Raw genomic sequence first — 23,727 nt, forward strand, 5'->3', positions numbered from 1 at the left:
AGGAATAGTCATGCCCGCAGACGGTAGAGTGCCGCGCCGTGCGGCGGCAGGGTGGCGGCGATACGGCCGGTCGCGGGGCCCAGGTCACGGCTTTCCCACAGGTTGCTCACCCCGACCGTACCCGTCAGGCCCAGATAGCGGAGCGACAGCCCCACCTCCTTCGCCTTGTCGCTGGTGTTGAACAGCGCCAGATAGCGATCATTCGGCGCGCCCTCGGGCTTGGCGGACCAGATGCGCGCGCCGTCCTCGACAAAATGCGGCTGGTTGTCGGTCGAGGCCTGGTTCACTGCAATCACCGCGCGGTTGGTCAACAGCGCCAGTGTCGGCGCGTCGAGATGGCGCAAATCGCCGCCCATGATCAGCGGCGAGCGTGCGATTGACCACAGGGTCATCAGCGTACGCTGCTCGTCGGGCGTGAATTTGGTGTCGCGCTTGCCCAGCGCCAGCCGGCCGAGCGGCAGCATGTCGGCATCGGGCCATGCCCCCGCCCGACGCCACGGGTTCCAATTCTCCAGCCGCGTGAACTGCGCCGCCAGCATCGACCATTCATCCCAGAAATCGTCGGAGATACGCCACATCTGCGCATGCCGGCGGACATGGTCGCCCCGAATGACCGGTGTCTCGCCCGGTGACAGGCTGAGCATCATCGGCCGGCCGCTATTCTGGATGGCGCGGTGCGCCGCCTCGATCTCCGGCGCATGCGCATCATAGGGGCGGCTCATGTCGTCCATCTTGATGAAGTCGACGCCCCACGAGGCATAGAGCCGGAAGACGCTGTCATAATAGGCCTGCGCGCCGGGCTTGGTCATATCGACGCCGTACATGTCCGGGTTCCACGAACAGATGCTCGACATATCGGCGATGTCGGAGGCATGATAGCGGGTCCCCAGGATCGGCAGGTTGCGCTGCACCGCCAGGCGCGGGATGCCACGCATCAGGTGGATGCCGAATTTCATCCCCATCGCATGGACATCGGCCGCCAGCTTGGTGAAGCCCGAGCCATCGGCGCTCGACGGGAAGCGGTTGGGCGCGGGGATCAGCCGGCCATAGCCGTCCATCGCCGGCATCGGCTTGGCGCTGTACTCATAGCTGCTGGCATTGGGTTCATACCACTGGATGTCGACGGTGAAGATGTCATAGCCGAAGGGCAGCAGCTTCTCGCGCATGATCGCGGCGGTCTCGCGCGCCTGGGCTTCGGTGATAGTGGTGGCAAAGCTGTTCCAGCTATTCCAGCCCATGGGCGGGCGCGGCGCGAGCAGGCCGGGGGTGGCGGGCGTGACCTGCGCCGCCGCTCCCCCCGCCGCCAGCATCGCCGTGCCCGTCCAAGCTGCGCCGGCCAGCGCCTGGCGCCGGTTGATCCCCTTGTCCTGCATTCATCCGCTCCCGCATGTCTTTGCGTCTATTAGTCAGGCAAATGGAGCGGGTTGCAAGCGAAGACTTGGGGCTCAGGATCGCGGCGGGGCGGCCCCGTCGCCCGCCAGATAGCGGGCGATGGGGTCGATCATGTCCTTCGGGATGCGGCGCGCGATGACCGGCATCGTCGCATGGCTCTTGCGGGCATCGACGACATTCTTGTCGCCCTGCCAATGGCGCAGGCGCTCGGCGATATAGGTCGCGCGCTGGCCGGCGAGGACCGGATAGGGCTTGCCGGGGGCGTGGCAACTGACACAAGCGGGCAACTGCTTTTCGGGCAGGCCGCGCTCGACGATGCGGGCGGCTTCCGCGCTGCCGTTGGGCCGCGCACCCAGCCCCGGCATGGCGGCGAAGCGACGCACGGCGGCGGCCATTTCGGCGGGCTCCATCCGCATCGCCACCTGCTGCATCACCGCGCTCGACCGGGTGCCGTTCGCATAGCCCTGTAGCGCGGCGAGCAGATAGGCGGGGTTCTGACCGCCCAGCACGGGAATGTCGGGGGACCCGCGCCCCCGCCCGTCGGTGCCATGGCATCCGGTGCAATTGTCGGGATCGGTGGCGGGCGAGCCCTCGGCGACCAGCGCGCGATACTGGGCCGGGGTCATGTCGGGCAGGCGGCGGACAAAGGCGACCATGCGGCGCACCTCGTCCTGGCGGTCCTGCACCGCCCAGGCGGGCATGCCGGTATATTTGACGCCGTGCTGGAGAATCCAGAACAGCTGCTTGTCGGTCCATTCGCGCGCATTGACCGCCAGATCGGGTGCGGGCGGGGTGGCGGCCTGCATCACCGGGGCCGGCTTCTGACCTGGTGCGCCGTGGCACACCGCGCAGCTATTGGCGAAATGGCCCGCCGCGCTGACCAGCCCGGTCGCGTCGCTGGGATCGTCGGGCGCGGTGAAGGCGGCATGGGTCTTCACCGAATTCCGCATCGCCCAGTGCAGGAACCAGTCGGTGATCGCCCAGTGTCCGCTCGACGCGGCCAGGTTCATGACCCCCGACCAGGCAAAGGCCATGCCCAGCGCGAACAGGCCGATCAGCGTGACGATCACGCGTTTCCAGGTGATGCGGATCGTCATGCGTGCGCCTCCTGACGGGTCTGGAGCAGCCGGCCGAGCATCGCCAGCCCGCCGACGAGATAGGCGATGCCGCCGACCAGCAGCATCACCACGCCCGCCATCTGCTGATCCTCCAGCGCGCCCGCGCCGTGATGGCTGTAGAGTGGGCGGGGGGCCAGGCCGATCAGCGCGCCGAGCAGGGTCATGTGCATCGAGGTGACGAGCAGCGCCATCACCCCCGCCGCACGGTGACGCGGCGCCAGCACGGCGGACCAGAGCAGCAGGCCGGCGGCCAGGAAGCTCGCCTGTTCGGCAACCAGCCACAGCGGCTGATGATCGGCCAGCCGCCGGAGAGCGGGCACATGCCATCCCCACACGATCACCGCCTCGACCATGGCGGCAACCAGGGGCGAGGCGAAACGCGGCCAGCGTTCGGCCGGGTCGAACCGATGCCCCTGTATCCCCACCGCCAGCAAGGGGGCGGCGACCGCGACGGCGATCATATGCGCCGCCATATGCCCCGTCATGCCCCAGCGGCTGAGCGACCAGCCGAGAGGGAGCAGGGCCAGACCCGCGAACAGGTTGGCGCGCCTCATCGGCAATCGCCCAGCATGATCACCGGCAACGCGGTGAAGATCACCGCGACGAAGCTCAGGCCCGCCAGCAGCATCGTCGAATAGGCCAGGAAGCGCAGCCGATCGATGTCGGTGCCCTCCTGATGCGGCGGCGGATCACCGGGCGTACGCGACTGCTGCCAGGCGATCACGCCCGAGGCGACGATCAGGACCAGCGCGACGACCGTGCCGATGGCGAAGGCGGTGGGGAACAGCGCCCACTCCCCGATCTTCTCGCAACTGATGGCCGCCCAGAGATAGGAGAACAGGAAATGCACCGCCCAGACGGTCGGCGGCACGATCAGCGTCCACAGCGTGACACGCAGCCGGCTGGCGCGTTGCAGCCAGCGCTTCACAGCCCCGTCTCCGGGAACCAGCCGATGGTCATATAGGTGACGATCGCGGTCAGCGCGAAGAAGTGCATATAGACGGTGATGTTGCGCAGATCGGCGTCATGGGTGGGGTCCATCTTTCCGGCCAGGCTGCGGGCCAGTGTGTAGAGCTGCATGACGACCGCGACGGCGGCATGCGCGACCGTCCAGATCACCAGCACCCAGATGATGGCGGGATAGACATTGGCCTGCGGATCGAGGCCGTCGAGGCAGCGCAGGCCGGCGAACAGCCCCGCGACCGCCATCGCCGCGCCGCCGATCAGCAGCAGGCGGGCGAGCATCACGCCGCCTCGCGCATGAACCTCGCGCGCGATCAGCGTCAGCGCCCAACTGGCCAGCGAGGGCGCCAGCGCGATCATCGGCGCGGCGATCTCCGGCCCGGCAAAGCCATCGCCGAAATCGGGATGGACGGTCCAGTAGAAATAATAACCGAAGACGAGCCCCGAATAGGCGGTGGCATCGGCCATCATGGTGATGAACATCGCCCACCAGCCGGGCGCCGCTGGCCCCGAGCGATAGAGCGACAGATGCATGCCGTGCCCGATCGGCTTTTCGGGCTTTTCAGGGATTTCGGCGGTGTCCCACAGCCACCACAGCACGCAGGCGAGCGTCGCCACCCCGCCCAGCGCCGCGAGCAGATAGAGGTGATAGGTGGTCAGGATGAACACCGATCCGAGCGCGACGGCGGTGATCATCGGCTTGACGCTGGGCCCGCCCAGACGGATCACCGAGACGGGCTTGGCATCCAGGACCGAGGTCACGATCGTCTCGCGCCGGCCCTCCTCGGCATCGGGCAGGAAGAAGCGGCCTTCGTCGACCTTGGCGACGAAATCCTTCTGGTCCCAGATCGGATAGCGGCTTTCGATCAGCGGGACCGAGCGGATGCCCCAATCCTCGTCATCGGGCAGCGCCAGCCATTCCAGCGTGCCGGCGTTCCACGGATTGCGCGGCGATTTGGCGCGAGTGGGTGATAGCGCCAGATCGATGACCAGCACCAGCACGCCGGCGGCGAACAGATAGGAGCCGGCGGTCGAGGCGAGGTTGAGCCAGCCGATATTGAGCTCGGCCGGATAGGTGAAGACGCGGCGCGGCATGCCCTCCAGCCCCGAAAGGTGCATCGGGAAGAAGGTCAGGTTGATGCCGACGAACATGATCCAGAAGGCGATGCGCCCCAGCCGATCGGACAGCTTCTTGCCGGTAATCAGCGGCCAGTAATAATAGAGCCCGCCGAACAGCGGCAGCAGCGTGCCACCAATCAGCACGTAATGAAGATGCGCGACGACGAAATAGGTGTCGTGCGCCTGCCAGTCGAACGGCGCGATTGCCACCATCACGCCGGTCAGCCCGCCGATGACAAACACCGCGAGACTGCCGCTCGCATAGAGCAATGGCGTCGACCATTTCACCTTGCCCGCCCAGAGCGTGGCGATGAAGGCGAAAATCTGTACGCCGGTCGGGATGGCGACCGCCTCGGACGCGGCGGAGAAGAAGGCCAGGCTGATCTTGGGCAGACCGGTCGCGAACATGTGGTGGACCCACAGCCCGAACGACAGGAAGGCGGTGCCGACGGCGGCCAGCACGATCCACGGATAGCCCAGCAGGTGCCTCTGAGCGAAGGTGGGGATCATCATCGCGAACAGCGCGATGGAGGGGAGGAAGACGATATAGACTTCCGGGTGGCCGAAGATCCAGAACAGGTGCTGCCACAAAAGCGGATCGCCCCCGCGCGCGGCATCAAAGAACGGCCAGTTCAGCAGCCGTTCCATCTCGAACAACAGGTCGCCCGCGATCAGCGGTGGGAAGGCGAACAGGATCATCACCGCCACGACCAGGATATACCAGGCGTAGAGCGGCATCAGGTTCAGCCGCATACCCGGCGGCCGGCACTTCAGCACGCCGACGATCAGCTCGACGGCGGCGGCGACCGACGACACCTCGATGAAGGAAAGCCCCAGCATCCAGATGTCGGCACCCAGACCCGACAGGTCGGTGCGGGTGGTCAGCGGCGGATACATGAACCAGCCGCCATCGGGCGCGGCGTTGAAGAAGATCGAGCCCGCGACGAACACGCCACCGATCAGGAAGCTCCAATACCCGAAGGCCGACAGGCGCGGGAAGGGCAGGTCGCGCGCGCCCAGCAGCTGGGGCAGGAGAATGATCGATACCGCCTCGAACATCGGCACCGCGAACAGGAACATCATCACCGAGCCGTGCAGCGTGAACAGCTGGTTGAAGGTGTTCGCCGAGACGAGGTCGTTGTCGGGCACCGCCAGCTGGGTGCGCATGATCAGCGCCAGCACGCCCGCGAACAGCATGAAGCCGAACGCGGTCAGCGTGTACCACACGCCGACGCGGTTGTTGTTGGTATCGGTCCAGCGCAGGAACAGGCCGCTAGGCGGCTTCCACACTTCGCGGAGCCTCTCCTCCTGCGCGGCGCGGAGGGCGGGATCGTCCTGGGCGTGGAGGCTCATTTCAGGCCTTGCAGATAGCGGGCGAGGGCCAAGGCCTGGTCATTCGACAATTGGGAGAAGGACGGCATGCGCACACCCGGCTTGGTCTTTTCGGGGTGCCGGATGAAGGCGGCGACATGGCCTTCCGTCATCGGCAGGATGCCGGCGGCCAGCGTGCGGCGCGATCCGAAATGGGTGAGGTCGGGGCCGATCCGCGTCGGGGCGGTCACCCCGGCAATGGCATGGCAGCCATTGCAGCCATTGGCGGCGAACAGGCGCGCGCCTTCGCCATCGCCGGCCTGGGCCGGCCGTCGCTGTCCCGCCAGCCAGGTGTCGAAGGCGGCGGGCGGCATGGCGATGACGTCGAACGCCATCAGCGCATGGCTCAGCCCGCAGAATTCGGCGCATTGCCCGCGATAGCGGCCGGGCTTGTCCGCGCGGACGATCAGGTCGTTGGTGCGGCCGGGGATCATGTCCATCTTGCCCGCCAGCCCGGGTATCCAGAAGCTGTGCACCACATCGCCCGCGCCCAGGCGGAAGGCGACCGTGCGTCCGGTCGGGATGCGGATTTCGTTGGCGCTATCGACCGGCGCGGCACCGGCGGGACGATAGGTGACGCGCCACCAGAATTGCTCGCCATCGACAGCGATCTGCAGGTCGGCGGGCGCAACCGGGCGTGGACGCATATAGGGCAGCGAATAGGCGAGCAGCCCCATCAGCACGATGGTGGGGATGATCCCGCCCAGCCAGAGGACGATGCGCATGCCCTTTTGATGGCTGATCGCACCTTCGGGCGCACGGACGGCGTGCCGCATCAGCAGCGCGACCGCACCGGCGATGATCACCGCACCGACCAGCATGATAATGAACAGATGGCGGATATCGGCGGCATCGGCCCCGAACGGCGCCAGGGTCGATTGATGCCGATTGCATGCCGATAACAGGCATGCCGGCAGGACGGCGATGGCGACGTGGTTCCCCCTCATTCCGCCCGAACGCTCCGGTGGCGAAACGGTTCACGTTGCCGTCATCTAAATTATAACTTCGGATAATTATACTGCGACGGGCGGGGCCGATCCGTTACGCCGCCAGACCTCACCCGCCAGCACGGTGGCGAAGCCCAGCCAGCCGGCGAGTGGGATCACACTGATCGCCGCCGGCCGGTCGAGCGGCCATGCGGTCGCCGCCAGCGCGACCGTGCCGCCGGTCATCGCCGCCGCCGCCACGGTGCCGGCATCGGGGCGATGCTCGCGAAAGAACAACTCGGTCCAGCCGCCGATCATCGCGCTATTGCCCAGCCATAGCGCGATGGCGGCGTGGCGACGGGGCGAGGCGGGCTGGCGAAGCAGACGATAGCCGCCAAAGGCCGCCAGGCTTTCCAGCACCGGCCAGACGGCGCCGAAAACCCGGTCGGGGGGCGTGAAGCCGGGCTTGTCGAGCCGGCGATACCAGTGGCGGATATGGGGGTGTGACGGGTCGGGGGCGTTGCGCCGCCCGACCAGCGCGCTCAGCCCCAGCACGCCAATGGCGATACCGCCCGCGATCCAGGGCGACATGCCCTTTGCCTTTCCGTCCATCGCCTGTTCTGTCCTTCCGCATGGCTTGCCGCCTTGCCGTCCCAACGGGCTGGCCATGCGCAAGTTTCCGTCAGGATGCGGTCGCTCGCCGCCCGAGGAGTCGTCCCACCGCCCGATCGAGCGCCGCGACGACCAGCAGCGAGGCGCCGAACAGCGGCAGCAGCAACGCCATGATCCCCAGCGAGACGAGCAGCCCACCGACCCGCGCGCCCGACAGCGGCGGCGGCGCACCCACGCGGCCGGCCGGACGGCGCTTCCACCACATCGCGATCCCACTGATCGCCAGCAGCCAGACGCCGACACAGGCGGTGAGCATCAGCAACTGGTTCGCGCGGCCGAAATAATTGCCCATATGCACCTGCACGCCCCATTCGACCGCGCGGCCGACCGCACCATAATCGGCGAAGCGAACCTCCGGCCCGATCGGGCGCAGCGAGTAGCGATCGACATAAATGGTCTGCTGCCCCTGTGGCCGGTCGGGATAGGTGAAGGCGGTATAGACCCCGGTCGGCCCGCCGGGCAGGAACAGGCGATAGCTGCTCTTCCACCCCAGCCCGGAGACGATCCGGGCGACCTGGTCGGTGCCGCGAATGACCGCCGGGTCGCGCGTTGCGCCGGGGGCGCCGGGGCCATGCTCGCGGTGCTCGGCATGTTCGTCCGGAGCCATCATCGCATGGCCATGTCCCGCCATGGTCGGCCCCGGTGCCATCGATCGGGGCATCGGGGCGTCCTCCAGCGTCCATGGCGCATCGCCCAGCGCGGTCTTGGCGGGTACGCTATAGGGGATGTTATATTGGCGATAGGAGGATGGGTAACCGACTCCCGCCGCCCCGCTGACCCGGTGCAGCAGCGGCCCGGTCACACCCGCCCAGGGCAGGCCGGTCAGCACCAGAAAGCCGATCAGCGCGCCGGTCCATAGACCCACCGGGCCGTGCAGATCGCGCCAAAAGCGCCGTCCTCGCCCCGACAGGCGCGGCCAGAATGTACCGCCGGCGCGCCAGCCCCCACGCGGCCACCACAGGATCATGCCCGTCGCCAACAGGACTAGCGCCCAGCAGGCGGCCAGCTCGACCAGCCGCTCGCCAAATATCCCCAGCAGCATCGAGCGGTGCATGGCATCGGCCCAGCCGACCAGCGTCCGGTCATAGACCACGCTGCCCAGCACGCGGCCCGTGCCCGGATCGACCGCGACGCGGCGCGGCTCGCCTTGATCGGGGTTGACGAAGATCACTGCCGATCGGTCGGCACGGCCGGGCATGTCGACGCGCGAGGCGGTGCCCGGATAGGCGACGAGCGCGGCTTCGATCATCCGCGATATGGGCACCTGCCTGGCATGTGGTGCGACCAGCCGCATCTCCGGATAGATCGCATCGTTCAATTCGTCGTTGAACAGATAGATGGCGCCGGTCAGGCTGAGCATCAGCAGCACGGGCAGCACCAGCAGCCCGGCCCAGAAATGCCAGCGCCAGATGGTCCGGTGAAAGGCGGCTTTGTGTGGCGCGGCTGTCATCGTCGCCGCCCTCACAGCCAAGCCGCCAGCGCGCGCTCCAAGGATCGCGACGAGCCGAGATAGACGGTCGATGCCGGATCGATCGCGCCGCCGCCGTCAAATGCTTTGCGTGCGGGGTACAGGTCGCGACGTGCCTGCTGGAGTGGGACTAGGATCGTGGTGAGGCCTCGCGGCGTTTGTGCGTCCTTGAGGGGGAGGATGGCAGAAGCAGATGCCGCCCGGGACATTATGGTGTCCGGCATGCAGGAAAGAGACATGGGAACAGGCTTTCGACCGGCCCCGCCGATGCCGCGGGGACGAGGATCAGGGCGGCGTCGCCAAGCGGGACGCCGGATGAAGCACGGTCAGGAAAGCGCGGGCGGTCCTCGGAGGGGCGGACGCAGATAGGGCGGGGCGGGCCGGACGGTCGCGGTGATCGCCACGAACCCGGTGGCCAGCACGAAGGCGAGCAGTGCCACCCATTGGATCGGATCGACCGCCGCCAACATGGCGGCAGACAGGCCGGCAAAGGCGCAGGGCATCTCCGCCCGGCCATGCTGCCCTTCGGGATGATCGGTCCGGCCATGATCGGGCATGGCGACGTGGCCCATAGCGTGCGCCATGGTCATGGCGGGGGCGGTATCATGCGACAGGACCTCCGCCACGGGGGCGGTGGCTGGACAGAGGATGATCGCCCAGCGCCCTTGCGCCTCGCCGATCATATAGCCGGTCGGGACCACGAACTTCATCAGCAGCGCGGCCAGGCAGAGCAGCATGGCCAGATGGCGTTGCGCGATAAGGCTGCGGATGGCCGTCACGGCGCAAGGCCTAAACCCTGCGATCGGGCTTGTCACCCGGACATGTCAGGTCTTACGGAAAGCCCGAAGTCCGAATCCCGAAAAGGGCAGTTTTATCCCGGTAATCCAACGGCCTATCACCTTCTGGCCATCGGATGTTCCTTGTTGCAGAATAGCATGATGGCATCTCCCACGTCTTTTGATTTCCTCCACGGCCTATCGGGACAGGTGGTCGACGAGATCGTCGCGCTGGACTGGCAAGCGACTCCGCTTGGCGCGCCCGAAAGCTGGCCGATCGCGCTGCGCAGCCAGTTGGCGACCATGCTGGCGTGCCCGGTGCCCATGTATATGGTCTGGGGGCCGGAGCTGATCTCCTTCTACAATGATGCCTATCGCCCGATCCTCGGCTACCGCGCCGACGCGGCGATGGGCACGCCGTTCCGCATTCTGTGGGGCAGCATCTGGGACGAGATCGCACCCCTGGTCGACAAGGCATTGTCGGGACAGGTCGCCAAGGTCACCGACATGCGGCTCGACCTGGCGCGCAGCGGACAGCCCGAGGAGAGCTACTGGACCTTTTCCTATTCGCCCGTCTTCGACGATGCGGGCGGGATTGCGGGCATGATCTGCGTCACGGGCGAGACGACGGACCGTGTGCTGGCGGAACGGCGCCAGCGGGCTTCGGACGAGCGGCTGGACCTGGCGCTGAGTTCGGGTGCGCATGTCGGTCTTTGGGACTGGGACGTGCTGAACGACTCGGTCCGCTCGGACGCGCGGTTCGCCGCCATGTACGGGGTCGATCCCGCCGTCGCCGAGGGCGGCATGCCGATCGCCGATTTCTTTCGGGGCATCCACCCCGATGATCGCGACCGCGTCAATAACGAGATCCAGGCGGCGATGGCCGAGGTGGTGGCGGGCGGATCGCCGCATCGCTTCGTCTCCGAATATCGGTTGGTACAGGCCGATGGCACGGTCCATTGGGTCTCGGCGCAGGGGCGCTGCATCCCCGACGAGACCGGGCGCTGCGTGCGCTTTCCGGGCGTCAGCTTCGATATCACCGAGCGCGTCCGCATCGAGCAGCAGTTGCGGGAGAGCGAGGCACGGGCACGGCTGAACGCCCAGCGGGTACAAGTGGCACTGGAGGCCGGTGCGATCATCGGCACCTGGTTCTGGGACCTGCCCTCCGATCGCTTCACCGTCGATGAGCCGTTCGCGCGCAATTTCGGGTTGGACCCCGCGCTGGGCCATGAAGGATTGAGCCTGGCGCAGGTGGTGGAGACGGTCCATCCCGATGACCGCGCCGCTCTGGCCGAGGCGATCGATGCGGCCATCGCTTCGGGCGGCGCCTATGCCCATCAATATCGCGTCCGCCGCCATGATGGCTGCTATCACTGGCTGGAGGCCAATGGCCGGGTCGAGCACGCGCCCGATGGCACGCCCCTTTATTTTCCCGGCGTCCTGATCGATGTCGGCGTCCGCCGCGCGCTGGAGGCCGAGCGGGACAGCGCCATCGCGGAGTTGCGCGCGCTGACCGACCAGTTGGAACAGCGCGTCGCCGATCGCACCGCCGAGTTGATGCGGGCCGAGGAAGCATTGCGGCAGTCGCAGAAGATGGAGGCGGTCGGCCAATTGACCGGCGGATTGGCGCATGACTTCAACAATCTGCTGGCGGGGATTTCGGGATCGCTGGAATTGATGGCGCTGCGCCTGGCACAGGGGCGCGCCGGCGAGATCGATCGCTATATGGACGCCGCGCAAGGCGCCACCCGGCGCGCGGCGGCGCTGACCCACCGGCTGCTCGCCTTTTCCCGGCGGCAGACGCTGGCGCCGCGACCGACCGACATTGCCGCGCTGGTCGCCGGCATGGCCGATCTGATCCGCCGCACGGTGGGCCCCGGCATCACCGTCGAAACGCCGTCGCCCGATGACTGGTGGACGGTACTGGTCGATGCGCCGCAGCTCGAAAACGCACTGCTCAATCTGTGCATCAATGCCCGCGACGCCATGCCCGATGGCGGCCGGATCGCGATCGCCATCCGCAACCGTTCCTCAAGAGACCCGGACGACACGCATCGCGACATTCCCGATGGCGACTATCTGATGCTCAGCGTCACCGATACGGGCACCGGCATGACGCCCGAAGTGATCGAGAAGGCGTTCGATCCCTTCTTCACCACCAAGCCGCTGGGGCAGGGTACGGGGCTGGGGCTCAGCATGATCTATGGCTTTGCCCGGCAATCGGGTGGCCAGGTCCGCATCGCCTCCACCGTGGGGGAGGGGACGACGGTCTCGCTCTATCTCCCGCGCCATGACGGCCCCGCCGAACAGGACATGCCTTCGCGTTCCTCCGCCCCCGATGGAGCGCGCGCGACGGGGGAGACGGTGCTGGTGGTGGATGACGAGTCCACCGTCCGGCTGATGGTCGTCGATGTGCTGCGCGACATGGGGCTTCAGGTGATCGAGGCGGTCGACAGCGCGTCGGGGCTGGCGCTGCTGCGTTCGGACCGGCGAATCGATCTGCTGATCACCGATGTCGGCTTGCCGGGCGGCATGAACGGCCGCCAACTCGCGGAAGCGGCACGGGAAATCAGACATGAATTGAATGTCATGTTCGTAACCGGCTATGCGGAAAGCGCGGTGCTGAACAGCGGCCATCTGGCGCCGGGGATGCAGTTGCTGACCAAGCCCTTCACGGTGGATGCGCTGGTCACCGGGGTGCAGGCGGCGATGGGGCATCAGCGCGGGCGGTACGATCCCCCTGCGCGCTGAGGGCCTGCGCCGGGCGTCCGGCATCGCAGGAGGTGCAACGACCGGAGTGCGACTGTTTTGAAACTGCGACATCGATCCGCTGGCCTGAGTGTCTTCCTCTTGGGCATGGCGGCGATAGCCGGTCCAGCCGCTGCGGCCCCGACGCAGGACGGACCCGATATTCCCGAACCGATGGTGTTCGACATGATCCGCCCATTGACCGCCAAGCGCGGCGAGGTGGAGGTCAATACGCTGGTCCAGCGTGACCTGTCCGGCCCGCGCGGTGAGGTGGAATGGGCGCCCGAGATCGAGATGGCGGTGGCCGACGGCTTTGCCGTCGAACTCGAATTGCCGCTGATCGACACGCGCGTCGTGCAGTACAAGATGGGGCTTCAGGGCAAGCTGGGGACGTTTCGTGGCGGGCGCGGCATCCACGGCGTCCAGTATCTGGGGCTGTACGATCGTGAGAGTGGGGAGTGGCAGTCGACCCTTCTCTGGCTGCTGGGCAATCGCTTCGGCGAGCGGTGGAGCACGATGACGATGCTCGGCGTGGGCGACGTCACCTTGCGCGAAGGCAATCGGACGGGGTTCGTGGTCAATCACTCGACCTTTTACGACCTCAATCGCGACACGGTGCTGGGCGTGGAACTCAACCGTCAGAACGGCGACGGCGCCTATTGGCTGGTGATGCCGCAAGCCCATCGCAGTTTCGGCAAGCTGAGCCTGCAAGGCGGCGTCGGTGGCGAGCGGGCGCGCGGCGAGCCGTTCCGGCCACGTTTGGGCTTGCGTCTGATCCGCGAATTGTGATGGCAGTGGCGCGCCGACTGGGAGAATGACCATGGCGATCGAACTGATCTGCCTCGATGCCGACGACACGCTCTGGCACAATATGCGGCACTTCGTCGCGACCGAAGAAGCGTTGGTGAGCCTGCTCGCCCCCTTTGCCGAGGCGCGGGTCGCACGTGCGACGCTGGAGACGTGCGAGGCGCGCAATCTTCGCCTCTATGGCTATGGCGCGAAGGGCTTCACCCTGTCGATGATCGAAACGGCGGTGGAACTGGCCGGGCCGACCCTGCCGACCGACCTGATCGCGCGGGTGCTGGAGGCGGGGCGGCAATTGCTGGCGCATCCGGTCGAATTGCTCGATGGCATTGCCGACACCATGGCGGAACTGGCGGAGCGGGGGCGGCTGGTGCTGGTGACCAAGGGCGATCTGCTCCACCAGGAAGCCAAGCTCGCGGCCTCCGGGCTGGGCGCGCATTTCGCCGATGTCGCGATCGTCAGCGACAAGACCCCCGACACCTTCCGCCAGATTTTCGCGCGCCACGGTGTCGAGCCCGAGGCGGCGGTGATGGCCGGGGACTCGATGCGCTCGGACGTGCTGCCGGCGCTGAAGGCGGGGGCATGGGCCGCCTATATTCCGCAGCCGCTTGCCTGGAGCCATGAGGCGGGGGAGGAACCGATGGATCATCCGCGTTTCTCCCGGCTGGCGCGGCTGGGTGACCTGCCGGCGTGGATCGACGCGATCGGTGGTTGATTATCCTCCCTATCAGGGGGAGAATTGACGAGCGGTTCAGCTCGGATCGCTTTCCTCGCCGACGACCACCTCCTGCGCCGCATCGGCAGTATCATGGGCGATGCCGTTACGATGGATACGCACCCCCGCCATCGTCACCGGTGCGGATGCGGAAGGACCGCGATCCAGTTCGCCCCGATGGATCACCACGCCGTGCGCGGCCTCTGGCATCGAGGGGGTCATGTCCGTGCTCGCCGCCGCGACATGCACCGGAATGGCGGGCTCCACCCCGGCATAATCCTGGCGGAAGGACAGGTCGCGCTCCAGGGCACCGCGCCAGCGGTAGAAGATGTGGCTGCCGACCGATCCGATCCGGCTGAGGCTGGACGCCCACCAGGGCAGGACATAGCTGGCGTGATAGAAGGTCGCCGCGCCGATCGGGGCATAGACCAGTCCCGCCAGCGCGCCCTGCGCCACGGCGGAAGCGCGGGCCCAGGCGGCGGGGTCGCGGGGGCGCAGCATCGATCCGTCGCAGGTGAAGCTAAACTGGCACCCGGTCGAGCGTTCCGACCCCTGATAGACGACGCCGCAGATGCTCTTGGGAAAGGCGCGGTCGCGGACGCGGTTGAGCACGACCTGCGCCACGGCGCGCTGGCCGTCGATCGGCTCGGACCGGGCCTCGTAATAAATGGCGGCGGTCAGGCATTCGGCGGCGCGCGCGGCGTCGCGGGCGGTGCGCGCGATCCCGCTAAAGGCCGGCGCGGCGGCCATTTCGATCGGCGTGTCGGCGATGGGCCGATCGGGCACGGCATCGTCGGGCACGTCGAGCGCAAGTTGGCGCAGGAGCGTGCGCGGCGTGGGTGGGGGGATGTCGAGCGTCACATGCGGCGGCGCCCGGTGCGTGGGCGTGCACGACGTCGCGATCGCCAGCGTCGCCACCAACATCCACCACCGCCACACGATATCCGAGTCCTGCCCCCGTGAACAATGCGGCTGTCCTACGGGGGCAGGGTTAGGAAGCGGTTAAGTAACGGCAACGGCTGCGATGGCCGAGCCCCTCTCAGATCAGAACCGTGCGCCGAGTTCGACGCCGTAAAAGCGCGGCTCGCCCGCGATGTAGGTCGGCGCGCCGAAGCTGCCGCCGGTATTGCCGGCGTCGATCAGATAGCGGGCATTGGTCAGGTTGCGGGCAAAGCCGCCAATATGGAAACGCCCCTGCTCGCCGAATTCCAGCCCGGCGCGCAGATTGACCAGCGTATAGCCACCCTGTGAGATCGCATCGCGATTGGGCAGTTCGAAGAACACTTTCGAGCGATAGGTGGCGCTGGGCGTCGCATAGAAGGTGGCCGACGTGCCCACAGGCACACGCAGCGTCGCGCCGCCGGACGCGGTGGTATCGGGCTGCAGGCGGAAACGATTGCCCGCGAACACGCCATTGGCGGGATCGTTGGCGACGCCGCCATCGATATAGGCGAAGGTCGCGAACAGGCTGAGCCAGCGATGGACCGCCAGATTGCCCTCCAGCTCGACGCCGACATTGTTGGCCGACCCGGCGCTGCGCGTGATGGTCGCACCATTCTCGATCACCGAGACCTGAAAGCCCTTGTACCGCTGATAGAAGACCGAGGCCGCGCCGGTGAACGGGCCTACCCGCCCCTTGATGCCGCCTTCGTAATTCCAGACATTTTCCTCCGGCACGATCTGCAAGCGGGGGATGGCGCCCGAATTGGCGACGCTGAGCGGGACGATCCGCTGACCTTCCAGCTGGACGACGGGCGAGCGGCGGCCCTTGCTGACCGTCGCATAGAGGTTCACATCGTTGGTCAGCCGATAGAGCGCGTTGAAGCGCGGCAGGAATGCGGCGTAGCTGCGCTCGGCGACGAATTTCTGCCCCTTGGTATTGGCGGCGCCCAGCAGGCTGGTGAAGATGCCGGCCCCGGCCAGCAACCGGCTGTCGGGCATGACCGAGCTGAAGCCCGATTGCCGATCCTCGATCAGAACGCGCGCGCCGGCGGTCAGTTCAAGGGCGGGGGTCGGAATCCAGGTCGCATCGGCAAAGACCGAATAGGTGTCGTTGTTGCCGTAATTGGCGAAGCTGGCGCTGTAGGGCAGGCTGGTCAGCGCGCCTCGCGACAGGATGGCGGTGGCGCGGGTCGCCGGGATCGTGCCGTTGGCCGCGACGCAGGCTGTGCCGGTCGGGATGCCCGCCATATTCAGCAATTGGCGTATCGGCGCAAAGTCCGGGGTAACCGAACAGGCGAGATAGGTACCTTCCTCGGTCGAGAAGGGCACGCGCTGCTGCCCATTTTCGAAAAAGGCGTTCCAGCCGAACGAGGCGCGATAGCGTGGGCCGTCAAAGGCGAAGCGGCTTTCATGGCTCCATTGATCGCCTTTGGCGTCTTCGCCGAACTCCAGATACCAGGCTGGGCCGCCATCGGCGTCGAACACTTCGCGCGAGTCGAACCGGCGATAGCCGTTGACCGTGGTGAAGGTGATGCCCGGCGCCACATCGACCGCGACCGTCAGATTGGCGTCATAGACGTCGCGGTGCAGCCCCAGCTTACGCGCGCCCAGTATCTCGGCGGAAAAGGGAGAGCCCGACAGTTCGGCATAGCCATAATCGCCGGTCTGCCCGCTGGTGGGGGCGAAGGCGCGGCTCTTGAACGCGGTGCCGGGATTGCGCTGTCCGTCATAGGTCAGGATTAGATCGGCGGTGACCGACCCGTTGGGCTGCCAGCGCAGCGAACCGCGCACGCCCCGCTGGTCCTGCCCATTCAGATCGTCCTGGTCGACCCGCCCCTGATTCTGGTTGGGGATATCGGGGTCGCCCGCGATGTTGCGGACATAGCCGTCGCGATATTTATAGGCGAAGGCGAGGCGGCCGGCGAGCGTTTCGGTCCCGGCGTTGAGATAGCCCGACACCTGGGTCCGGTTGAAATTGCCGTAAGAGGCGACGATCCCGCCCTCGGTCCCGGCCCGGGGGCGGGCCGAGATGATGCTGATCGCCCCGACCGCGGCGGCGGTGCCGAACAGTGTCGCCTGCGGGCCCTTCGCCACCTCGATCCGTTCGATGTCGAACAGGTCCTGATAGGCGCCGCGCGTCCGGCTGATGTCGATGCCGTTATAATAGAGCGTGACGCGCGCGCCCTGTTGCGCCGAGCCCGAGTCCGAGGTGATGCCGCGGATCACGAAACCGGGATTGTTGGCGCTCTGCTCCTGGATTTGAAGGCCGGGAATATATTGCGCGACCTCCGCCAGCGAGTTGACCCCCAGATTGGCCATGCGCGCGCCGGTCACGGCGGAGACGGTCAGCGGCACGTCCTCGATCCGCTGCTCCCGCTTCTGCGCGGTGACGATGACCTCGGCCGCGTCATCGGCGTCACGAGCGTCGTCCTGCGGCTGGATCATCGCCTGCGCCTGGGCGGATTGGACGATGGCGGCTTGCGACAGGCCGGCGAGCAGCGCGGCCACCGTCAGGCGGCGCAGGTTGGTGATCATGGATTGTCCCCCGATAGATCCGTTTGAAAGCCGCTTAGGCAGCATGCATTACCGGTTGGTGTCCTGAATGTTTCGCTTTCGTGACGATAGGCGGAAACTGTCGCGAAACCGTCATGGCCGCGCCATCGCTCTGTCGCGGGTCGGGGATAGCGCTGCGCGTCGATGAAAGGACCCGATACGATGACCATGATGAACCGACGCCGCGCCATGACCCTGATGGGAAGCGGGGCGGCGCTGGCGATGCCCGCAGGACTGGCCGAGGCGACGACGCCGCTGCCCGTCCGTTTCGACCATGGCGTCGCGAGCGGCGATCCGGCGGCCGACGGGGCGATCCTGTGGACCCGCGCGACGCCGGGCGAGGCGGCTATGGTGGGCGATATCGCGCTGACCTGGCATGTTGCGCCCATCGACGGCGGCGATGCGGTGGGGCTGCATACCGGGCGGGTGACGGCGCGCGCCGCGCGGGACTTCACCGCAAAGGTCGAAGTGACCGGACTGCAACCGGGGCGCGACTATCGCTATTGGTTCGAGGCGGCGACCGGCGAGCGTTCACCCGAGGGTCGGTTCCGTACCCTGCCGCGCGGCGCCGTCGAGGATCTCGTGTTGGCGGTCGTATCGTGCCAGCTCTATCCCGGCGGGCTCTACAATGCCTATGACGCGATCGCGAAGAGCGAGCGGCTCGACGCGGTGCTGCATCTGGGCGATTATATTTATGAATATGGCGCCGATGGTTATGGCACGAAGATCGGCCATCAGCTCGGCCGTCTCCCCGAGCCGGTGCATGAGATCGTGACGCTCGCCGATTATCGCCAGCGCCATGCGCAGGTGAAGCGCGATCCCGACATGCAGGCCGCGCATGCCCGCGCCGCTTTCATTTGCGTCTGGGACGATCACGAAGTCGCCAATGACGACTGGATCGGTGGTGCAGAAAATCACCAGCCCGCCACCGAAGGCGATTGGGGCAAGCGCAAGGCGGCCGCGATGCAGGCCTATTTCGAATGGATGCCGATCCGCGACCCGCGCCCCGGCCAGCCCTGGGAAGCGATCAACCGCAGCTTCGACTTTGGCGATCTGGCGACGATCGTCATGCTGGAATCGCGGCTGCTCGCCCGCTCGAAACAGGTTCGCGCCAAGGGCGACGCACCCGAGCCGTCCGAATATGCGGCAATGATGGCCGAGCGCGCGCGGCCCGACCGGGCGCTGCTGGGCCCCGGCCAACTCGACTGGGTCGAGCGGACGCTGGGCGCTTCGGTCAAGGCGGGGCGGCCATGGCAAGTGATCGGCAATCAGGTGGTGATGGCGCGGATCGACGGCCCGGACCTGGAAAAGCAGATGGGGCCGGCCGGCTATGCCAAGCTGACCGAGCGCCTGTCAGAGGCGGAGCGCGGGCAATTGCACGAAGCGCAGGCGTCCTATCGCGCCGGCCTGCCGCTCAATTTCGATAGCTGGGACGGCTATCCGGCCGAGCGCGAGCGGCTCTACGCGGCGTTCGCCCGCGCGGGCAGCCATCCGGTGGTGGTGTCGGGTGACAGCCATGCCGCCTGGGCCAACGACCTTTATAATGCCAAGGGCGAACTGGTCGCGGCGGAATTTGGCGGCACCGCGATCACCAGCCCGTCCTGGGGCGACCTGATGCCCGGCATCGGCCGCGAGATCGCGGCCGCCAATCCTAAGGTCGTCCGCTTCTGCGATCAGGATGCCAAGGGCTATCTCCACCTGACGCTGACGCGCGACACCGCGACCGCACGGTTCATGACCGTGTCGACCGTGCTGGCCAAGCCCTATAGCCAGGGTATCGCGGCGATCTGGCGGACCGAGGTTGGCGGCCGCGCGCCGATCGCGCCGGTCAGCGCCTGACCGGTCGCGGCTCCCCCGTCACCGCGTATGCGCAACGGGGGAGGGGGCGGCGCTCACCGCCGCCTCCACCCGCGACACCAAGGCGGCATCGTCATGGTCCAGATAGTGACCGCCCGGCAGCCCGATGATATGCGCGGGGCCGCCCTTCAGCAGCGGACACAGGCTGTCCTTCTCCTTCATCCCGTAAATGCAGGTGAAGGGCGCCCAGTCGATCGTCCGCGCGGTGGTGATGCCCAGGCTGTCGGGCTTGCCCATATAGGCCAGGCCACTGGGGTCGGAGCGGAAGAAGACCGTCTCGCCCGGTACGACCAGCACGATGCCCGACACCCGCGCCCGCAGGCTTTCGGGCAGATGCGCCAGCCCGGTCTGGAGAACGTCGGCGCCATAGGATTGGCCGAGCAGCACCAGCCGGCGATCACCCGCCTCCATCGCCGCGCGGCGTACGAAGTCGGCGACGATCGCGTCGATTTCCGCCTGAGAGCGCTTGGTGCGGAACAGCACGGGCGAGTTGATGCCGGTTACGGCGATTCCCGAGGCACTCAGCGCCCGCGCGATCACCCCGCCCATGCCATAGCGCAGTCCCATGTCGCCAGAGAAGGACAGGACCAGGATCGGCGCCGGTCGGCCTTGGGCAGGAAAGCGGACGATCGGGTCACGTGCGAAATAATTGCCGGAATACAGGATGATGACTGGCGCTAGAATGAGCATGCCGATCAGTCCGGCAAGGATACGGCGGCGCTGTCGATGAAGATGGGAAAGAAGAGCTGCCATGGCCAATCCTGAAGAGGGAAACCTTTTCTGCCATGCCACAGGCATTCGGTTTACGAACTGCTCATGAAAAATCTGTAATGCGGCGCACACGCGTTTTACGCGCATCATCTGCCATCGGGGGATGGTGGAGCAAGGGGCGGGCCATTCGGCCGGCCCCCGCATCGATATCATTGCCGGGGACTGATACTGTGACCAACCCGATCTTCTTCGATCCGACCGGCCGTCGGGGCGCCTGGGCGCGGCGGGCCGTCGCGGTCCTGATCCTGGCGGTGGTGGTTGCGGCGATCGCCTTTGCCACGACGCTGGTCGCGGTGCCGCGCTCGGGCCTGCTGCCCCTGCCGTTCGCCCGGCGTCAGGCGATGACGCTGGAGCCCACCGCCCAGTTGAAGGGACGGCGCGGCGACTGGTTGCCGCGCAAGGCGGCGGCACCGGCGCACACCCCGTTGACGGTCGCCTTCTATCAGCCGGGCGACGAGGCGGGTCTGGGCTCGCTGCACGCGCATATGGGCCAGATCGACTGGCTGGTCCCGGCGCTGATGAATGTGACCGGGCCTAAGGCGGACCTTCAGGTCAGCAACGATCCCAAGCTGGCCAGCCTGCTGGCTGGGGCTGCCAAGCCGCCACGCCTGCTGCCGATGGTCCAGAATCTCGCCACCGATCACTGGGACGGTGCCACGATAGCGCGTATCATCGCCAGCCCGGCCGCCTCGGAGCGGTTGGCAACCCAGCTCGGCCAGTCGGTGACGGCCAACCGCCAGTCGGGCCTGGTCATCGACTTCGAGAACCTGCCGGCGAGCGCCATGGCGGGCTATCCCCGGCTGCTCCAGCGGATCAAGGCGCACCTGCCCAAGGGGGCGGTGCTGGCCGTGACCGTACCGGCCGATGACGAAAGTTGGCAGCTCGACCGGCTGGCCAAGGTGGTCGATCGCGTCATGCTGATGGCCTATGACGAGCATTGGGAGACCGGCCCCGCCGGACCGATCGCGTCGCAGCCCTGGTTCCTCCATGCGGTCGAGGATGCGATCCGCCGCGTGGGGCGCGACCGCCTGATCGTCGCGCTGGGCAGCTATGCCTATGACTGGCACGGGCAGGGCGCCGATGCGCTGTCGATCGAAGAGGCGTGGCTGATCGCGCATGACAGCCAGGCGAAGATCAGCTTCGACCAGGCCAGCGGCAATGCCGGTTTCGCCTATGACGAGGATGGCGAGCATCATGCCGTCTGGATGCTGGATGCGGCGACGAGCTGGAACCAGTTGCAGGCGCTCAAGCATCTGGGGATCGACGATGTCGCCTTCTGGCGTCTCGGCACCGAGGACCCTGGCCTGTGGAACGACTTCGCCGCCTTTCACAGCATGGCGCGCGGCGTCATCCCCAGGCTGAACACCATCGCCCAGCCGCTGAACGTCGATGTCGAGGGCACCGGTGAGATCCTGCGCATCACCGCGCAGCCGACCGATGGTCGCCGTGCCCTGCAATATGACAAGGACGCGATCATCCGGAACGAGGTCTATGAGGCCTATCCGACCCCCTATGTCGTGCAGCGCGCGGGCGCCGTTCCGAAGACGCTGGCGCTGACCTTCGACGATGGGCCCGACCCGGTATGGACCCCCAAGATCCTCGACGTGCTGGAGCGTGAGCATGTGCCCGCGACCTTCTTCGTCATCGGCGAGAATGCGCTGGAGCATCCCCAGTTGCTGCGCCGGATCGTGGCCGATGGCAGCGAACTGGGCAATCACAGCTATACCCACCCCAATCTGGCGACGACGGGGGAGCGGACGACCAAGCTGGAACTGAACGCGACCCAGCGGTTGATCCAGGCCTATACCGGCCGCTCGACGACGCTGTTCCGTGCGCCCTATTTCGGGGACGCGGAGCCGACCACGGCGGACGAAATCGGGCCGGCGCTGCTCGCGCAGAATCTGGGCTATACGGTCGTCGGCCTGCACGTCGATCCCAATGACTGGCAGCGGCCCGGCACCGACGAAATCGTTCAGCAGGTGATCGATCAGGTGCACGGCGCCACGTCCGAGAATTCGGCCAATGTCATCCTGCTCCACGATGGCGGCGGTGATCGCCAGCAGACGGTCGACGCCTTGCCACGCATCATCCAGACGCTGCGCGCTGAAGGCTATCGCTTCGTTCCCTCCTCGCAACTGGTCGGCATCAGCCGGGATCAGGCGATGCCCCGGGTCGAGGGCCGCGACCTGCTGGCGGTGCGCACCGACGTTGCGATCTTCGTCATCCTCGCTTTCCTGTCCAAGACGCTGGCCTGGATCTTCTATCTGGCGATCGCGCTCGGCATCGCGCGGGCGGTGGTGATGGCGGGTCTCGCCTGGTTCCAGAGCCGTCGGTCGAAGCCGGTGCCGCCGGAATATACGCCCAGCGTGTCGGTGATCATCCCCGCCTTCAACGAGGAACGCGTGATCGCCCAGTCGGTCAGCCGCGTGCTGGCCAGCGATTATCCGGGACTGCAGGTCATCGTGGTCGATGACGGATCGAAGGATGCGACGAGCACGGTGGTCCGCGAGACCTTTGCCGGCGAGGATCGCGTTCGGTTGCTGACCCTGCCCAATGGCGGCAAGGCGGCGGCGCTCAACCGCGCGCTTCGCGAGGCGACTGGCGAGGTGGTGATCGCGCTCGACGCCGATACCCAGTTCGAGCCGGAGACGATCGCCAAGCTCGCCCGCTGGTTCGCCGATCCCAAACTGGGTGCGGTGGCGGGCGATGCGCGCGTGGGTAACCGGGTGAACTTGGTCACCCGCTGGCAGGCGGTCGAATATATCACCGCGCAGAATCTCGAACGCCGTGCGCTTGCCGGCTTCGATGCGATGACGGTGGTGCCGGGCGCGGTCGGCGCATGGCGGCGGGCGGCGCTCGACGCGGTCGGCGGTTATCCGGAGGATACGCTGGCCGAGGATCAGGACCTGACCATCGCCATCCAGCGGGCCGGCTGGCGCGTCACCTATGATCCGCGCGCGGTCGCCTGGACCGAAGCGCCCGAGAGCTTCAAGGCGCTGGCCAAGCAACGGTACCGCTGGGCGTTCGGGACGCTGCAATGTCTGTGGAAGCATCGCCGTGTGCTGCGCACCGGCAAGCCCGCCGGCCTAGCGCGGATCGGTCTGCCACAGGCCTGGCTGTTCCAAATCCTGTTCGCCGCCATCTCACCGCTGATCGACCTGTCGTTGATCCTGTCGATCATCGGCACGGCGGTCCGCGTCGGTCAGCATGGCTGGGCCCAGACCAGCACCGATGTGTGGCAGATGGCGGCCTATTGGCTGATCTTCACCTCGGTCGACATATTGTGCGGCTGGCTGGCCTATCGCCTCGATGGCAACCGCGCGCGTTATCCGGCGCATCTGCTGGTCGCGCAGCGGCTGGTCTATCGCCAGATCATGTACTGGGTCGTGATCCGCGCCATCGCCTCGGCGATCGGCGGGTGGATCGTCGGCTGGGGCAAGCTGGAGCGGACGGGTAACGTCGCGGCGTGATGAGGGACGCGCATGGGTCGAAGGTCGGGCGTGGCCTTCAACTTCGCTCAGGCTGAACGGGG

17 protein-coding genes are annotated in these 23,727 nt (G+C 67.0%); 5 read left to right on the plus strand and 12 right to left on the minus strand.

Features of this window, described 5'->3' with window-relative positions:
- Positions 1-8: 8 nt before the first annotated feature.
- The 9 genes from SP6_RS02355 to SP6_RS02400 all read right to left on the minus strand — a co-directional run bounded on the left by SP6_RS02355 (position 9) and on the right by SP6_RS02400 (position 9,808).
- Positions 9-1,373, minus strand: a complete 1,365-nt coding sequence (locus SP6_RS02355; protein ID WP_007405902.1) for a glycoside hydrolase family 27 protein — start codon at positions 1,371-1,373, stop codon at positions 9-11.
- A 72-nt stretch (positions 1,374-1,445) separates the two neighbouring features.
- Positions 1,446-2,489: a c-type cytochrome gene (locus SP6_RS02360; protein ID WP_007405870.1), complete on the minus strand. Its 1,044-nt coding sequence runs from the start codon at positions 2,487-2,489 to the stop codon at positions 1,446-1,448.
- Entirely contained in the window at positions 2,486-3,064 is a 579-nt protein-coding gene (locus tag SP6_RS02365) for a cytochrome c oxidase assembly protein (protein WP_007405861.1), read from the minus strand. The genes SP6_RS02360 and SP6_RS02365 overlap by 4 nt, the downstream gene beginning before the upstream one ends.
- Positions 3,061-3,438: a hypothetical protein gene (locus SP6_RS02370; RefSeq protein WP_007405908.1), complete on the minus strand. Its 378-nt coding sequence runs from the start codon at positions 3,436-3,438 to the stop codon at positions 3,061-3,063. Before SP6_RS02370 ends, SP6_RS02365 begins: the two co-directional genes overlap by 4 nt.
- The gene (ctaD, locus tag SP6_RS02375) at positions 3,435-5,945 is read right to left on the minus strand and encodes a cytochrome c oxidase subunit I (protein WP_007405918.1); all 2,511 of its coding nucleotides are present in this window, start codon (positions 5,943-5,945) and stop codon (positions 3,435-3,437) included. Before ctaD ends, SP6_RS02370 begins: the two co-directional genes overlap by 4 nt.
- Entirely contained in the window at positions 5,942-6,910 is a 969-nt protein-coding gene (gene coxB / locus SP6_RS02380; RefSeq protein ID WP_007405921.1) for a cytochrome c oxidase subunit II, read from the minus strand. The genes ctaD and coxB overlap by 4 nt, the downstream gene beginning before the upstream one ends.
- A gap of 66 nt (positions 6,911-6,976) precedes the next feature.
- Complete coding sequence (locus tag SP6_RS02385; RefSeq protein ID WP_007405887.1) at positions 6,977-7,501, minus strand: TspO/MBR family protein; 525 nt, start codon at positions 7,499-7,501, stop codon at positions 6,977-6,979.
- Positions 7,502-7,571: 70 nt separating this feature from the next.
- Positions 7,572-9,011, minus strand: coding sequence for a PepSY-associated TM helix domain-containing protein (locus tag SP6_RS02390; protein WP_007405879.1), 1,440 nt, complete (start codon positions 9,009-9,011; stop codon positions 7,572-7,574).
- 344 nt (positions 9,012-9,355) lie between these two features.
- Positions 9,356-9,808, minus strand: coding sequence for a hypothetical protein (locus SP6_RS02400; protein ID WP_037569231.1), 453 nt, complete (start codon positions 9,806-9,808; stop codon positions 9,356-9,358).
- Positions 9,809-9,967: 159 nt separating this feature from the next.
- Between SP6_RS02400 and SP6_RS02405 the strand changes: the two genes are divergently transcribed.
- The 3 genes from SP6_RS02405 to SP6_RS02415 all read left to right on the plus strand — a co-directional run bounded on the left by SP6_RS02405 (position 9,968) and on the right by SP6_RS02415 (position 14,072).
- Positions 9,968-12,556, plus strand: a complete 2,589-nt coding sequence (locus SP6_RS02405) for a PAS domain-containing protein (protein WP_042468397.1) — start codon at positions 9,968-9,970, stop codon at positions 12,554-12,556.
- A 183-nt stretch (positions 12,557-12,739) separates the two neighbouring features.
- A complete protein-coding gene (locus SP6_RS02410) occupies positions 12,740-13,342 on the plus strand; it encodes a hypothetical protein (RefSeq protein ID WP_227876660.1) in 603 nt (200 codons plus the stop codon).
- Positions 13,343-13,373: 31 nt separating this feature from the next.
- Complete coding sequence (locus SP6_RS02415; protein ID WP_007405864.1) at positions 13,374-14,072, plus strand: HAD family hydrolase; 699 nt, start codon at positions 13,374-13,376, stop codon at positions 14,070-14,072.
- Between the two features lie 36 nt (positions 14,073-14,108).
- Here SP6_RS02415 and SP6_RS02420 read toward each other — a convergent pair whose 3' ends face one another.
- Both SP6_RS02420 and SP6_RS02425 read right to left on the minus strand, forming a co-directional pair.
- A complete protein-coding gene (locus SP6_RS02420) occupies positions 14,109-14,996 on the minus strand; it encodes a cell wall hydrolase (protein ID WP_007405928.1) in 888 nt (295 codons plus the stop codon).
- A gap of 120 nt (positions 14,997-15,116) precedes the next feature.
- A complete protein-coding gene (locus SP6_RS02425) occupies positions 15,117-17,549 on the minus strand; it encodes a TonB-dependent receptor (protein ID WP_007405913.1) in 2,433 nt (810 codons plus the stop codon).
- A gap of 180 nt (positions 17,550-17,729) precedes the next feature.
- On the opposite strand from SP6_RS02425, the gene SP6_RS02430 reads away from it, so the two are divergent.
- Positions 17,730-19,406 carry an alkaline phosphatase D family protein gene (locus SP6_RS02430; RefSeq protein ID WP_227876659.1) on the plus strand — a complete coding sequence of 559 codons (1,677 nt, stop codon included), beginning with the start codon at positions 17,730-17,732 and terminating at the stop codon, positions 19,404-19,406.
- An 18-nt stretch (positions 19,407-19,424) separates the two neighbouring features.
- On the opposite strand, the gene SP6_RS02435 is transcribed toward SP6_RS02430, so the two are convergent.
- Positions 19,425-20,177 (minus strand): AcvB/VirJ family lysyl-phosphatidylglycerol hydrolase, encoded by a 753-nt coding sequence (locus SP6_RS02435; protein WP_007405859.1) that lies wholly within the window; start codon positions 20,175-20,177, stop codon positions 19,425-19,427.
- Positions 20,178-20,365: 188 nt separating this feature from the next.
- Here SP6_RS02435 and SP6_RS02440 point away from each other — a divergent pair, with 188 nt between their 5' ends.
- The gene (locus SP6_RS02440; RefSeq protein ID WP_007405929.1) at positions 20,366-23,665 is read left to right on the plus strand and encodes a trifunctional glycoside hydrolase family 18/polysaccharide deacetylase/glycosyltransferase family 2 protein; all 3,300 of its coding nucleotides are present in this window, start codon (positions 20,366-20,368) and stop codon (positions 23,663-23,665) included.
- The last annotated feature ends 62 nt before the right edge of the window (positions 23,666-23,727 follow it).

The organism is Sphingomonas paucimobilis NBRC 13935 (genome assembly GCF_000739895.2).
Lineage (GTDB): Bacteria > Pseudomonadota > Alphaproteobacteria > Sphingomonadales > Sphingomonadaceae > Sphingomonas > Sphingomonas paucimobilis.